Origin of the sequence: Paraburkholderia bengalensis, from assembly GCF_037126505.1 — a bacterium.
Classification (GTDB): Bacteria; Pseudomonadota; Gammaproteobacteria; order Burkholderiales; family Burkholderiaceae; genus Paraburkholderia; species Paraburkholderia bengalensis.
Genome location: NZ_JACFYJ010000157.1, coordinates 1 through 12,801, shown reverse-complemented (window position 1 = coordinate 12,801; position 12,801 = coordinate 1). Strand labels below are relative to the sequence as shown.

At 62.2% G+C, this 12,801-nt stretch carries 9 protein-coding genes and 2 pseudogenes; 4 read left to right on the top strand and 7 right to left on the bottom strand.

The features are described from left to right. Nucleotides 1–111: 111 nt before the first annotated feature. The 3 genes from H3V53_RS40795 to H3V53_RS40785 form a co-directional block, all read right to left on the bottom strand. Entirely contained in the window at nucleotides 112–306 is a 195-nt protein-coding gene (locus H3V53_RS40795; protein WP_336602671.1) for a twin-arginine translocation signal domain-containing protein, read from the bottom strand. A 496-nt stretch (nucleotides 307–802) separates the two neighbouring features. Further along, the gene (locus H3V53_RS40790; RefSeq protein ID WP_336602670.1) at nucleotides 803–1,429 is read right to left on the bottom strand and encodes a tyrosine-type recombinase/integrase; all 627 of its coding nucleotides are present in this window, start codon (nucleotides 1,427–1,429) and stop codon (nucleotides 803–805) included. Nucleotides 1,430–1,568: 139 nt separating this feature from the next. After that, complete coding sequence (locus H3V53_RS40785) at nucleotides 1,569–1,931, bottom strand: hypothetical protein (RefSeq protein ID WP_336602669.1); 363 nt, start codon at nucleotides 1,929–1,931, stop codon at nucleotides 1,569–1,571. A gap of 143 nt (nucleotides 1,932–2,074) precedes the next feature. Between H3V53_RS40785 and H3V53_RS40780 the strand changes: the two genes are divergently transcribed. The 4 genes and pseudogenes from H3V53_RS40780 to H3V53_RS40765 form a co-directional block, all read left to right on the top strand. Next, nucleotides 2,075–3,661, top strand: coding sequence for a recombinase family protein (locus tag H3V53_RS40780; RefSeq protein ID WP_336602668.1), 1,587 nt, complete (start codon nucleotides 2,075–2,077; stop codon nucleotides 3,659–3,661). Then, nucleotides 3,630–4,535, top strand: a complete 906-nt coding sequence (locus H3V53_RS40775) for a plasmid partitioning protein RepB C-terminal domain-containing protein (RefSeq protein WP_336602667.1) — start codon at nucleotides 3,630–3,632, stop codon at nucleotides 4,533–4,535. Before H3V53_RS40780 ends, H3V53_RS40775 begins: the two co-directional genes overlap by 32 nt. Continuing rightward, entirely contained in the window at nucleotides 4,522–5,433 is a 912-nt protein-coding gene (locus H3V53_RS40770) for a plasmid partitioning protein RepB C-terminal domain-containing protein (protein WP_336602666.1), read from the top strand. Before H3V53_RS40775 ends, H3V53_RS40770 begins: the two co-directional genes overlap by 14 nt. A gap of 311 nt (nucleotides 5,434–5,744) precedes the next feature. Then, a pseudogene (locus H3V53_RS40765) lies at nucleotides 5,745–6,010 on the top strand (hypothetical protein); the annotation flags it as partial. Here H3V53_RS40765 and H3V53_RS40760 read toward each other — a convergent pair. The 4 genes and pseudogenes from H3V53_RS40760 to H3V53_RS40745 form a co-directional block, all read right to left on the bottom strand. Then, nucleotides 5,994–7,118, bottom strand: coding sequence for an ABC transporter permease (locus H3V53_RS40760; RefSeq protein WP_336602673.1), 1,125 nt, complete (start codon nucleotides 7,116–7,118; stop codon nucleotides 5,994–5,996). The pseudogene H3V53_RS40765 and the gene H3V53_RS40760 overlap by 17 nt on opposite strands. A gap of 5 nt (nucleotides 7,119–7,123) precedes the next feature. Next, a pseudogene (rbbA, locus tag H3V53_RS40755) lies at nucleotides 7,124–9,900 on the bottom strand (ribosome-associated ATPase/putative transporter RbbA). A gap of 5 nt (nucleotides 9,901–9,905) precedes the next feature. After that, nucleotides 9,906–10,979: an HlyD family secretion protein gene (locus H3V53_RS40750; protein ID WP_336602665.1), complete on the bottom strand. Its 1,074-nt coding sequence runs from the start codon at nucleotides 10,977–10,979 to the stop codon at nucleotides 9,906–9,908. Continuing rightward, on the bottom strand, nucleotides 10,976–12,478 hold the full coding sequence (locus tag H3V53_RS40745) for an efflux transporter outer membrane subunit (RefSeq protein WP_419539737.1): 1,503 nt from the start codon (nucleotides 12,476–12,478) through the stop codon (nucleotides 10,976–10,978). The genes H3V53_RS40750 and H3V53_RS40745 overlap by 4 nt, the downstream gene beginning before the upstream one ends. Between the last annotated feature and the right edge of the window lie 323 nt (nucleotides 12,479–12,801).

The following is a 12,801-nucleotide window of genomic DNA, read 5'->3' as shown; positions in this document are numbered from 1 at the left end:
GCGCGCAAGGTCCTCAGGCGTACGTCCGGACTTCACCAGTTCGACTATCTGGGCCCGGAAGTCCGCTGGGTATGGCATTCGATGTCTGCCCATTTCGACACCTCCTTCTCATCAAAAGAATAGGTGTCCGTTTTCGCGGGTCAACCTCAGTGTCGGTTCATGTTCGTCGGTGCAGGCCGGCGTAGCTGAAACTGCGCCGGGCTGCTCATACGCCTCTCCGAGGGCCAACAGCAGCAGCGTGACCGGCGCCGCGGCAGACATGCGAAGAAAATCGCGCCGGCCCTGGCTCACATCTCGTGTTCGCATTGTGGGTAATCCTTGCTTGCCACGGGCCGGTGACTTCAGCCGCAACGACGGCCGCATGGCTGGTTGTCGGCTCGGCAGTGTGCGCAGCGCAGCCTACCGCTCCTATGCTGACCATGGTAAGCCGAAATGGCCGTGTTGTCGGCCGCCACTGAAAATGCGAACCGCGCCGGGCAGGTGAAAAGCTACTACCTCAGCTGGTAAAAAATCCGAAGCTGACCCGCCGCGCAACAAATTGAGCCGCCAACGGCGTGGCTGATCGGCCCGATTCGACCACGAAGGTCCGTTGTTTGAGCGGAGCGGCCGCCCGAATGACCATGAGAACACTCTGTCAAGCGGCCGCAGTTGGCCGCGTACAGGCAATGCCACGTGCAATCTGCTCGCCGAACACCGGCCATTGAGCGTGGGCGGACGAGACCTTGGATATCCGAATTGGGAATTGGATGGCGACCACCGAGCGCTTGTGGCCGGCGAGCGCCCGCTCACCGGCCGGTAGCTCTCACACTTCGGTTTGCTCGGCCATCTCAAGCGCGTCGTCCACCTCGATTCCGAGGTAGCGCACCGTACTTTCCAGCTTGGTGTGGCCTAACAACAGCTGAACGGCGCGCAGATTCCTGGTGCGTCGATAGATCAGCGAAGCCTTTGTACGACGCATGGTGTGGGTGCCGTATGCCGCATCATCGAGCCCGATCGATGCGACCCAGCGGTGGACGATGCGGGCATACTGGCGAGTCGACATATGAGGCGAGGCATGTAGCCGGCTCGGAAAGAGATAGTCGGTAGGTTTCAGTCCTCGCGCCGTAATCCATGCCGCGATACTCTGCCGGGTCTGCTCCGTGATCTCGAACTGCACCGGTCGTTGAGTCTTCTGTTGCATAAACGTTGCCAGTGCGACCACGCGTCCTCCGATGCAGACGTCCTGAACCTGAAGCCGCGTCAGATCGCACGCACGCAGCTTGCTGTCGATGGCCAGGTTGAACAATGCCAGCTCACGACTATTGGACGACAACTGAAGTCTGGTTCGAATCGCCCAGATTTCGCGAAGCTTCAATGGCGGCTTCTGACCAGTTAATCTGTCTTTGTTCCACGGCGGCCGCCGGCCGGCTGAAGAATTAAGCGTTTCCATATCAACCTCCTCTCCAACGAAGGGAGATCGATTGTGCGCTTACCGAGCGGTCGCTGTTCGCTCAAGGGCAACTGTTCGATGCGGAACGGACATCCGATGCAGCTGTCGCGCTCGGGAAAATGGAGACTGGTCGCTCTCTTCAGATCCATCCCATGTCAACCAGGTGATCGATACATGCCTGGTAAATCTCACGCGCGATCGGGACCCGAAAATCGATCCGAAGGTTTTCCGTGATCAAGCTCGCAGCGACACTCCGGTTCTGGGCAGTCGGCGTTCGCTCAGCAACGCGCCTGGCGAGTTCAAGCGCATAACTGGAGAGTCGAACCCGGTCGATGAGGTCGGCGCCGCCGCTATTTGACAAGAGCCAAAGCCCGGTTGACTCAACCGTGTGCAGCGGTGACAGCCATTCGCCAGTAAGTGCCCTGGCCAATAACTGCGATACGACGAGATACGCGAGCAACTCCGCTTTTGCTTGCAAATCAAGATTGAGTGGTGTGCTCATTGCGCGTTCGTGGTAATTGCCTGCCTGTCCATTGTAGTCTACTGATAGTTGCCCTTTGCCGCCGCCTCGTCATGCAGGTTTTGCGCCTTGACTGCGCCTGAAAGCGACGTATCAATAAATATCCCACGCTCTCCCTCTCGCCAATGCACCCGTCCACAGTCGTGGCCGATGCCGGTGTACGGCTACGCGCGGCACAGTACGTACGCATGTCCACCGAGCATCAGCAATATTCGCCAGAAAATCAAAAAAGTGCGATCGCCGCATACGCACTCGATCACGACATCGAAATCGTCAACACTTACGAGGACGACGGACGGTCGGGCATTACGCTGCGAAACCGGCCCGCGCTCGTGAAACTGCTCAAGGACGTGCTCGACCAGGCCAGGCCCTTCGATGCGGTTCTGGTCTACGACATAAGCCGATGGGGACGATTCCAGGATGTCGATGAAAGTGCACACCACGAGTACCTGTGCCGCCAGGCCGGCGTCAAGGTCATCTACTGCGCCGAGCCCTTCGCAAACGATGGCTCACCCGCATCGAACATCATCAAGAGCATTAAACGCGCGATGGCCGGTGAGTTCAGTCGTGAACTGTCCGAAAAAGTATTCCTCGGGCAATCACGGCATGTCGAGCGTGGATTCTGGCAGGGATCAACGCCCGGTTACGGACTACGTCGCATGCTCGTCGACGCCTCCCGACAGCCCAAAGGCTGTCTACGATCTGCCGAACAAAAAAGCATTCAGACCGACCACATTGTCCTGGTCCCGGGGCCTCCAAATGAAGTGGCGTTGGTTCGGCGAATCTTCTACTGGTACCTGCACGACAAACTCGGGGTAGGCAAGATCGCTGCCCGCCTGAACTCATTCGGTATCTGCAACTCAATGGGGCGGCCGTGGACGGGCTCCGCCGTCTATGGATTGCTCAAGAACGAGAAGTACATCGGCAACATGCTCTGGAACCGCAGCTCGAAGAAGCTGCACGGCCCGTTCGTACGAAATCCTTCCGCCCGGTGGGTGAGAGCTGACGGCGCATTCGAACCCATCGTCGACACGGAGACATTCGCGGCCGCACAGGCCCGCCTGAATCGGAACAACTCGAAGATTGACGCAGGCCAGGCTCTGGCTGACATCTCACGACTTCTTCACGAATCTGGCCGACTGTCATTGAAAGATATCCGCGAACGATTGGATGTCCCTGGGAAATCTCGGGTTCGACGACTTATACCGTCACTTTCCGACATGTACCGACAGGTTGGCTACTGTCCGGCTTTCGATATGACGTACGTCGATCAGAGGATTGTCGCCAAGCGGGCAATGGCAGAACACCTGGCGGAACTCACATCAAAACTTGAAGCAGCAGGTCACGTAGTGGAGCACGACAGCAGCTTTTCGATGCTCTGTATTGACCATGGCCTCAGGGTCAAAGTGACCGTCACTCTCGGGCATAAAGAGATCAGCTGCCTTCCTTACGCGATGGCGACACGATCGCGCCGGCATCCCGCCGACCTGCTCCTGATTGGTCTCTTCCCCCGCCCCCGTCTCGTTTTGCAATGCTTTTACCTGCTGCCAGAGACGCTTCTGGGGGACAGCGACGAACTCATGCTGTCCCCCTCACGAGTACCGGGCGTAGAGGCTTTCAGAACGACCGACCTGTCGGTGCTGCTGACTCTGTGTGCCCGCGCAACAATCGAGGTTTGCCATGGATCCAGTGACAGAAACGACTATCGTTGATATTCCTTTGGACCAGATTCGAGTACTCAACCCCAGGGGGCGCGGAAGAAGGCAGCACCGCGCGATTGTCGACAGTATTGCTTCCGTTGGCCTGAAGCGCCCCATTACCGTCAGTGCTCACTGCGGCCCGGACGGAACGACATCCTACGATCTGGTGTGCGGCCAGGGGCGCATAGAAGCGGTGCGTCTGCTCGGGCAGACATCCATTCCGGCCCGTGTAATCAACAGCGACGAGTGCGGCTGCCTTGAGATGAGCCTCGTCGAGAATGTCGCCCGGCGCAACCACGCTCCCATTGAATTGCTGCGGGACGTGGAGGAGATGGTCAAGTCGGGGCAGCCTCTTCACGAAGTTGCGGCCAAAGTTGGCTTATCGGTATCGTATCTGCACAGCATCCTCACGCTGCTGGAACATGGCGAGGAACGACTTGTTGCAGCCGTCGAACGGGGAACCTTGCCTATCGGGCTCGCCATCTCCATCGCACGATCGAACGATAGTGAATTGCAGCTCGCCCTGGCGGATGCTTACGCAGACGGGACTCTCAAGCGAACCCAGCTCGCAGTCGTTCGTCGCATCATTGACCAGCGACTTAAACGCCGTGGATACGACAAATCACGCGGCAGGTCGCACTTGACACGGGATTCACTAAGCCCCGAAAAATTGCGCAAGCTGTACGTTCGAGAGAGCGAGCGTCAAATGCTTCTGGTCAAGAAAGCCGACATGGTACACGCTCAGCTCGCGATGGTCGTATCCATCTTTCGAAGTCTTCTTGCGGATGAGCACTTCGTAGAAGTGCTGCATAAGGAGAGTCTGGAGAGCATGCCACGCCTTCTGGCAGATCGTATCGAGGGAGTCGACAGCCATGAGCAAGCCTGACGCCATACCCGCCCGCATCGTCGAACGAGCGTTTGAAAGCGAAACTGTGCAGTTGGCCCTGGAAGTTCTGCGTCCGCACCGCCCGCTCGTCACAGGCGCTACGCGTTGCAAGAAATTCCTTCAGGTCCTTGCATCAGTGGCCACTGTGGGGCTCGTCGAACCACTTGTTGTCATTGCAGAACGCGATGTTGAAGGCCGCTATGTTGTTCTCGATGGTCGATTGAGACTGGAGGCCCTGCGCCGGCTAGGCAAGCAATCGGCAACATGCCTTCTGGCAACTGAAGACGAGACCTACACCTATAACCGGCATGTCAACCGGCTGACGGCAGGTCAGGACGCGCGCATGATCGCACAGGCGGTTGACCGCGGGGTACCACAGGAACGCATTGCAGCCGTGCTCGGTGTCGATGGACGGACCGTCAAGACGAAGGTCAGGTTGCTCACGGGCGTCTGCAGCGATGCAGCGGCACTGCTGGCGGACCGGAATTGCCCTGCCGCAACCTACGAGATACTGAAATGCATGAAGCCTTTGCGTCAGCTCGAGGCAGCGGAGCTCATGTGCAGTCAATCCAATTTCACATCCGCGTTTGCCCGCGCCATCAAGCTTGCCACGCCACCCGAGCAACTGGTGCCCGCTCCGGCTTCGCGAGGGGGCCAGGAGGAGGCAGCCCGCGAACAGATTGACCGTCTGGAGCGTGAAATCGTCTCGCTTCAGGCGAAGGTGACCGATGTTGAAGACCGATATGGCGTTGAACATCTCCATCTGAGCGTGTCGATCAGCTACGTTAACTCATTGCTCAATAACGGACATGTGCGAGATTGGCTTGCTGAAAATGCGCCGGGACACTACGCGAATTTACAGGAGCTTACTGCAACGGCTGGCCCCCGGGCGCGGTAATGTTTGGCTCGCAGCGTCGACAGCTCGGCGCCAGCTATCAGCAACGCACTGCGAGCAACCATTGCACTGGTGGTGTTAGGGATGCCGTTCGCCGTCAGGCGACAAACCCTCTATGCATCACAATGACGCCGTCACTAAACGGTGGCCACAGGGCGAATTCGACCCACTTCGGTCCGTCGACTGAGCTCAAATATGGGGCTGCTTTCAGGGTCCAACGGACGATCGAGCGGCAGTATTGGAACGAGCGAGCGCGGCCGCGGGCCGCGGGCGTCGTGCTATAACAATGCGCACCTTAAACATCGCCGCAGGTCTACAGGAAGACCGCGGACATACTGAGTTCCGCCCCAGCCGAAGTTTGCCACGTCGTCGCCCATAATGTCGATCTTGCCGCGTCCCGCCAGTGCGGCGCTGCGACGGCATTCGTCGCCCGCTCGACCGAGCACGGCCCCATCAGCGGACGGACCTGAAAGCGGAGCAGGCGTGGGACGTTGTCGTCGATGACTTGAACGGGCTTGCAAAGCGACTCGGCTGTTCCGGTCGGCGAACTTCTCGCGGGCCAGCTAGGCCATCTGGTTGATGGTTTTGCGAAACCTGCGCAGCGATAGGGCGAACAGCGTGGCGCCAATCGCGATCAATGCGCAGAAAGGCCGCCACACCACGTCGATGCCCGCGCCGCGGTAAAGTATTGCCTGACCCAGTTCGACGAAGTGCGTGGTGGGTGCCGCGAGCATGATGTCCTGAACGATTTGCGGCATGCTTTCCCGTGGAGTGATGCTGCCCGACAGCATCTGCAACGGCAGCAGCACGAGCACGATCAGCATGCCGAACTGCGGCATGCTGCGGGCGAGTGTCGCGAGGAAAATGCCCGTCGACGTCGTCGCGAACAGGTGCAGCGCGGCGCCCAGCATGAATAGCGCCACGGATCCCTCAACCGGCACGTGCAGCGCCACACGTACGATGAACGTCAGCGAGAACGCAGCGGCAGCGAGGACGACGAGCCCCATCGACCAGACCTTCGAAAGCATGATTTCCGCCGGCGTCACGGGCATGACCAGCAAATGTTCAATGGTGCCGTGCTCGCGCTCCCGGATGAGCGCCGCACCAGTGAGAATGATGGACAGCATCGTGACACTGTTGATTATCTCCATTAATGCGCCGAATCGCACATGTTCGAGGTTCGGGTTGAAACGCATGTGTATGGCGATATCGACGGGCGGCGTCGCGTCCGCCCGATAGTGTCGCGCGAACGTATCGACCTCGCCGCTCACGATCTGCTGCACGTAGCCGCTGCCGGTAAACGCCTGACTCATCCGGGTCGCATCGACATTCAGCTGGATGACGGCGCGACGGCCCGCGAGGATGTCGCGCTGGAAATTCGGCGGGATGTCGAGCGCGAAAGTGTATGTGCCGGCGTCGAGACCCCGGTCGACGGCCGATGCCGAAATGAGCGCGGGCGTGTCGAACTGCGGCGGAAAAAATGCCTCGACTATCCGCGCCGAAAGCGGCGACGCGTCCTCGTCGACCACCGCGATCGGCGCTTTATGCAGCGTATCGGGCTGCGCTGTCGCGGCCGAGTAGATCGATACGGTGAACGTGTAGACGATCAGTACGAGCATGATCGGATCGCGGCGCAGGCTCCACAGTTCCTTGATGCCGAGCCGGTAGATGTTCGAGAGCCTGCGTATCATCGTCACGTCTCCTGCTTGCGCAGCATCGCCATCGTCACCAGCATCACCACCGGTATCGTGACGAGCAGTGGCCAGAACTGTGCCCGCAATTCGTCGAAGCCGAGCGCCTTGTTGAATACGCCGCGGCTGATCGTGAACATGTAACCGGCGGGATAGATCTGTCCGATGACCCGGCCGCTGCCTTCCATCGAAGAAAGCGGATTGATCAGCCCCGCGAACTGGATCGTCGGCACCATGGTGCCGACGATGGTGAGAAAAATGGCGGCAATCTGGCTGCGCGTGAACGTGGACGCAAGGAGCCCAAGGCTGGTCGCCACGATACTGAAGACAAGAACGGCCGCAAGCAGCGTGATGAAGCTGCCCTTCACGGGAACGCCGAACGCGAAGCGCGCCATCAGTGTCATCAGCAGGAAGTTGACGAGCGCGAGCAGCACGTACGGCACCTGCTTGCCGAGCAGAAATTCCGCGCGCGTGACTGGCGTGACGTACAGGTTCACGATCGAACCCAGTTCCCGTTCGCGCACGACCGCAAGCGCGGTCAGCATCGCCGGCAGCATCAGCAGCAGCATCGGAATGATCGCGGGCACCATTGCCGGAAGGCTTCTCACGTCGGGGTTGTAGCGGAACCGCGTCTCGATGTCGAGCCGGGCGGCAGGTGCAGCGCCGAGCCGGTGCTGCGCCTGATCTGCGAGCCAAGCCGCGTGCATGCCTTGCACGTAGCCGCGTATCGTCTCCGCTCGCTGCGGCATCGCGCCGTCTATCCACGCGCCTATCTCGACCGGTCGACCGCGCTGCAGGTCGCGTGCGAAGTCCGGCGGTATCTCGACGGCGAGCGAGAGCCGGCCGCTGCGCATGCGCCTGTCGACGTCGTCGTAGTCGGCAAGCGGCGCCTGCTGGATGAAGTAGCGCGAGCCCGAGATGTTCAGCGCGTAGTCGCGGCTCAGTTCGGTCTGGTCGCGGTCGAGCACCGCGAAGCTGAGCTTTTCGACGTCCATATTGATGCCGAAGCCCATGACGCACATCAGGACGAGCGAGCCTAGCAGCGCGAGCGTCGCGCGCACCGGGTCGCGCCGCAGCTCGAGCCCTTCGCGCCACATGTAACTGAGCATCCGCGCCGGGCTGAAACGGCGCTGGCTGAGCGCGCGGGCGGCCGCTTCGCGCGGCGGGGCGATCGTCGTGCCCCGCGACGCGATATCAATGGCCGGCTCGCCGCCCGCATCGACCAGATAGCCGATGAATGCCGCTTCGAGCGTTGACGCGCGGCGCGCACGCACGAGCGCGGCCGGCGCGTCGCTGGCGAGCACCTTCCCGGCGTGCATCAGCGAGATGCGATCGCAGCGCTCTGCTTCGTTCATGAAGTGCGTCGAGATGAAGATCGTCACGCGGTCGCGGCGGGCCAGATCGAGCATCAGCTGCCAGAAGCTGTCGCGCGCAATCGGGTCCACGCCCGAGGTCGGTTCGTCGAGAATCAGCAGTTCCGGCTTGTGCACCATCGCCACCGCGAGCGACAGGCGCTGCCTGACGCCGAGCGGCAGGTTCGTGGGCAGCGTGTCGAGCACGTCCGCGAGGCCGAAGCGGTTCACCATTTCGTCGACGCGCGCGGGAATCTCGCGCTCGTTCACATGGAACAGCCGCGCATGGAGTATCAGGTTCTGCCGCACGGTGAGCTCGCCATACAGCGAGAACGCTTGCGACATGTAGCCGACGCGTCGGCGCGTGTCGATATCGTCAGGATCCACCGGGTGCCCGAACAGCGTGGCGGAGCCTTCGGTAGCGGGCAGCAGTCCCGTCAGCATCTTCATCGTGGTCGACTTGCCGCAACCGTTCGAGCCAAGAAAGCCGAATATCTCGCCTCTGCGGATGCGGAAGCTCACGTGGTCGACCGCGACGAAGTCGCCGAAACGCATCGTCAGATCATGGGCTTCGATCGCCAAGTCCGTTTCGTCGCCCGACTGCAGCGGTGTGATCTGGACAGCGTGGTGCCCGCGTCGTCTCGCCTCGGGCAGCAACGCAATGAATGCTGCCTCAAGCGTGCGGCAGCCCGTTTGCTCGAGAATCGCAGCCGGCGTGCCGGTCGCGAGCACGCGTCCGGCATCGAGCGCGACGAGCCAGTCGAAGCGCTTTGCTTCGTCCATATAGGCGGTGGCGACGATGACGCTCATCGCGGGATGCGTATCACGAATGCGCGCGATCAGGTTCCAGAACTGCGTGCGCGCGAGCGGATCGACACCCGTGGTCGGCTCGTCGAGAATCAGCAGGTCCGGGTCGTGAATCAGCGCGCAGCACAGCGCGAGCTTCTGCTTCATGCCGCCGGAGAGCTTGCCCGCTGGGCGCGACAGAAACGGATAAAGCCCCGTGCTGCGCGTCAGGTCGTCAACGCGGCGGCGGCGTTCAGCTGCGTCGTGGCCGAATAGCCGCGCGAAGAACTCCAGGTTTTCTTCGACCGACAGCGTCGGGTACAGATTCTTCCCAAGGCCCTGCGGCATGTACGCGATGCGCGGGCAGACGCGGTTGCGGTGGCGCGCCGACGCCATGTCGCCGCCCAGCGCATCAACTGTGCCGTACTGCACCTTGCGGGCGCCGACGCCAGCGCGAGCAGGCTCGACTTGCCGACCCCGTCTGGTCCGATCAGGCCCACCATCCGGTTCGCGGGAATGTCGAGCGTGACGCCGTCGAGCGCGGCCGTCTTGCGGTAGCGCAGCGTCACGTCATGCAGGCTCACGACCGGCACGCCGCTCGCGTCGCCGCCATGGAGGTCGTCGGCGAGGCAGGGCAGCATGGCGCTCACTGCGGCACCCGGATCGACAGGTTCGCGGGCCACGGGACCCGCGAATCGATACGGACCCACGCGACACCCGGCAGCCCCGTCTTGACGAGCTTCAGATGCTGGAGCAGCAACTCGCGGCTGATGCGCGCCTTGACGCGAAACATCAGTTTCTGGCGTTCGCTCGCGGTTTCGACGGTCTTCGGCGTGAACTGCGCGGTGCTGGCAACAAACGTGATCGCGGCCGGGATCACATAGTTGGGAGCGGCATCCAGCACCACCCGAACTTCGGCGCCGAGCGCGACCTTGCCGGCTACCGTCTCGGGCAGGAAAAAGGTCATGTAGACATCGGAGAGGTCGATCATGTTGAGGACCGTTCCGCCCGCTGCGAGCACCTCGCCCGGCTCCGCGACGCGGTACTGCACGCGGCCGTCGCGCGATGCGGTGAGTTCGCTATCGACGATATCGGCATTGACCCGCGCAATGGTGGCCTGAGCCGCAACCACCATCGAACGCGCCGCGACGAGCTGCGCGCGGGCCGCGTCGATCGCGGCCGTCGCGGTCGCGACCTGCGCGATGGCGGCGTTCACTGCTGCCTCGGTGCTGCGCATCCGCGCGCGGTCGTCGTCGAGTTCCTGCATCGACGAAGCGCCTTCGCGCGACAGCGTTTCCGAGCGCGCGAGCTTGCGTTGCGCGGCGTCGAGTTCGGCTTCGCGCTGCGTCACGAGCGCCCGAGCCGCGGCCTTGTCGCTCACGCGCTGCGCGACCTGCGCCTCGACGCTCGCCGCATTGTTGATCGCCTGCTGATGCTGCGCGCGCGCTTCGTCGAGTTGTGCTTCGAGCACGGTGACCTGCATCCTCGCAAGCGGCTGGCCCGCTTTCACGAAGTCGCCTTCGTCGACATAGATGCTGTCGACGCGGCCGGCGAGCTTCGTCGCGACGTCGATTTCGGTCGCCTCGACACGGCCGTTGCCACTCGCGAACGCGTCGCCCGGGCCGTCCGTGTGCAGTCGTGTCCACGCATAGTAGCCGGCAGCGGCGACGAGCATCGCAGCGACGGCAATCAGTCTTTTTGTTGTTGTTGCAACGTTCATTGCGACGGGTCCTGTGAGGTCGAATGTCCGGCTATCGACGGCGGCTGGCCGACCCGGGCCTCGTGCTCCAGATTGCCGCCCAGCGCCGAGTAGAGTGCGACTCGGCTCGACAGCAGCGCCCTGCGGATCTGCACGAGCGCCTGCTGCGCGTCCAGCAGATCGCGCTGTGCGTCGAGTACTTCGAGGAACGGCGTCGCGCCACTGTCGTAGCGCAGCCGTGCAAGACGCGCGCGCTCGGTCTGCGCATCGAGGGTCGCGCGTGCCGATTGAACCTGGTCGGCCAGCCACTCGCGTGCCGACAACGCATCGGCCACGTCGCGAAACGCGGACTGAATGCTTTTTTCGTACTGCGCGAGCGCCTCTTTCTGGCGCGCCTCTTCGAGATCCAGGTTGCTGCGGTTGCGTCCCGCGTCGAAGACCGGCAACGACACGCTCGGAAGAAAGATCCACGCGCCGGTGTTGGACGAGAACAGGTCCTGAAGCGCGGTACTGCTGGTGCCGAGCGCGCCAGTCAGCGTGATGCGCGGGAAAAAGGCCGCGCGCGCCGCGCCGATGTTCGCATCGGCTGCGCGCAGCTGATGTTCGGCGGCGACGATGTCGGGGCGATTTTCCAGCAATTGCGATGGCAGGCCCGCGCCGAGATCGGCCCGAATGCTGTTGTCGTCCAGTCGCGCCAGCGGCGACAGCGCCGTCGGCGAGCCGACGAGCACGTCGAGCGCATGAGCATCAGTGGCACGCTGCTGCTGTAGCTGTGCGGCGAGAGTACGCGCCTGTTCAAGCAGAATCTGCGACTGCGTCAGGTCGAGCCTCGACGTCGCGCCGACCTCGTATCGCCGCCGGAAGATACGTAAGGATTCCGTGCGGGTCGCAATCGTCTGGTGCGCGATTGCAATGCGCTCGTCGAATTCTCGTAGCAGAAGGTAAGCGTCGGCGACCTGCTTGATCAGCGTAAGGGTGGCGGCGCGCCGCGATGCGTCGCTGGCCAGATAGTTTTCGAGCGCGGCATCCTTCAGGTTGCGCACGCGTCCCCAGAAGTCAAGTTCCCAGTTGCTTTCCGTCAGGCTCACGCTATAGCCCGCGCCGTCGATCGGCTGGCTGCCCAGGATGCCGCCCGGCGTCCGGAAGCGGATGTACGACCCACCCGCCTGGACGGTAGGGAATTGATCGGCGCGGTGTACACCGTATGCGGCGCGCGCCTCTTCGACACGCTGCACTGCGATGCGCAGGTCGCGGTTATGCTCGAGCGCCCGCGCGATCAGGGCCTGAAGCTGCGGGTCCGGAAAATAGTCGCGCCAAGCCACGTCGGCGGCAGTTGACTGGCCCGCGTCAGGCGCGTCGGTCGGCCACGAGGGGGCGACCGGCAATATGGGGCGTTCATATTCCGGCGCGAGCGACAGGCAAGCGGAGAGTGACAGCGACAGCGCGAGCGCCATGACGGCCGCGTGCAGCCGACAGGCATACTGCTTCGGGCGTTCGCTGGGAGCGGCATTGTTGCGCATGGCATTGCTGCAGGTAGGCTATTCGCATCGCCACGTCCGCCCACAAGCGGTGATGCATTTGGCGAACGGGCAGCGATGAGCAGGTTCTGCGCCTATGGTGCCGCGTCTTGGCCGCACATCGTTGACGCAAGTCAATGGGCCAGCCGGCCAGCGGGGGATGAGCGGTATTCTGTTGGAGATGACGTTCGAACGTCTCCGCGGAGAGGCTGACCAATGTCCGAAAGTGGCCGGTTCCGGCTAGTTGTTGATGCGGTCGCGTATCGATGCTGGGGCTTTCGGTTCCCAATACCCAGCGCTACCGTGATACCTTTCCGCGTGCAACC

What these genes read in the sequence shown, in the direction of transcription:
- H3V53_RS40785 (WP_336602669.1), bottom strand. Translation starts at nt 1,931, where the DNA reads ATGAGCACACCACTCAATCTTGATTTGCAAGCAAAAGCGGAGTTGCTC.
- H3V53_RS40795 (WP_336602671.1), bottom strand. Translation starts at nt 306, where the DNA reads ATGCGAACACGAGATGTGAGCCAGGGCCGGCGCGATTTTCTTCGCATG.
- H3V53_RS40775 (WP_336602667.1), top strand. Translation starts at nt 3,630, where the DNA reads ATGGATCCAGTGACAGAAACGACTATCGTTGATATTCCTTTGGACCAG.
- H3V53_RS40770 (WP_336602666.1), top strand. Translation starts at nt 4,522, where the DNA reads ATGAGCAAGCCTGACGCCATACCCGCCCGCATCGTCGAACGAGCGTTT.
- H3V53_RS40750 (WP_336602665.1), bottom strand. Translation starts at nt 10,979, where the DNA reads ATGAACGTTGCAACAACAACAAAAAGACTGATTGCCGTCGCTGCGATG.
- H3V53_RS40780 (WP_336602668.1), top strand. Translation starts at nt 2,075, where the DNA reads ATGCACCCGTCCACAGTCGTGGCCGATGCCGGTGTACGGCTACGCGCG.
- H3V53_RS40745 (WP_419539737.1), bottom strand. Translation starts at nt 12,478, where the DNA reads ATGCGCAACAATGCCGCTCCCAGCGAACGCCCGAAGCAGTATGCCTGT.
- H3V53_RS40790 (WP_336602670.1), bottom strand. Translation starts at nt 1,429, where the DNA reads ATGGAAACGCTTAATTCTTCAGCCGGCCGGCGGCCGCCGTGGAACAAA.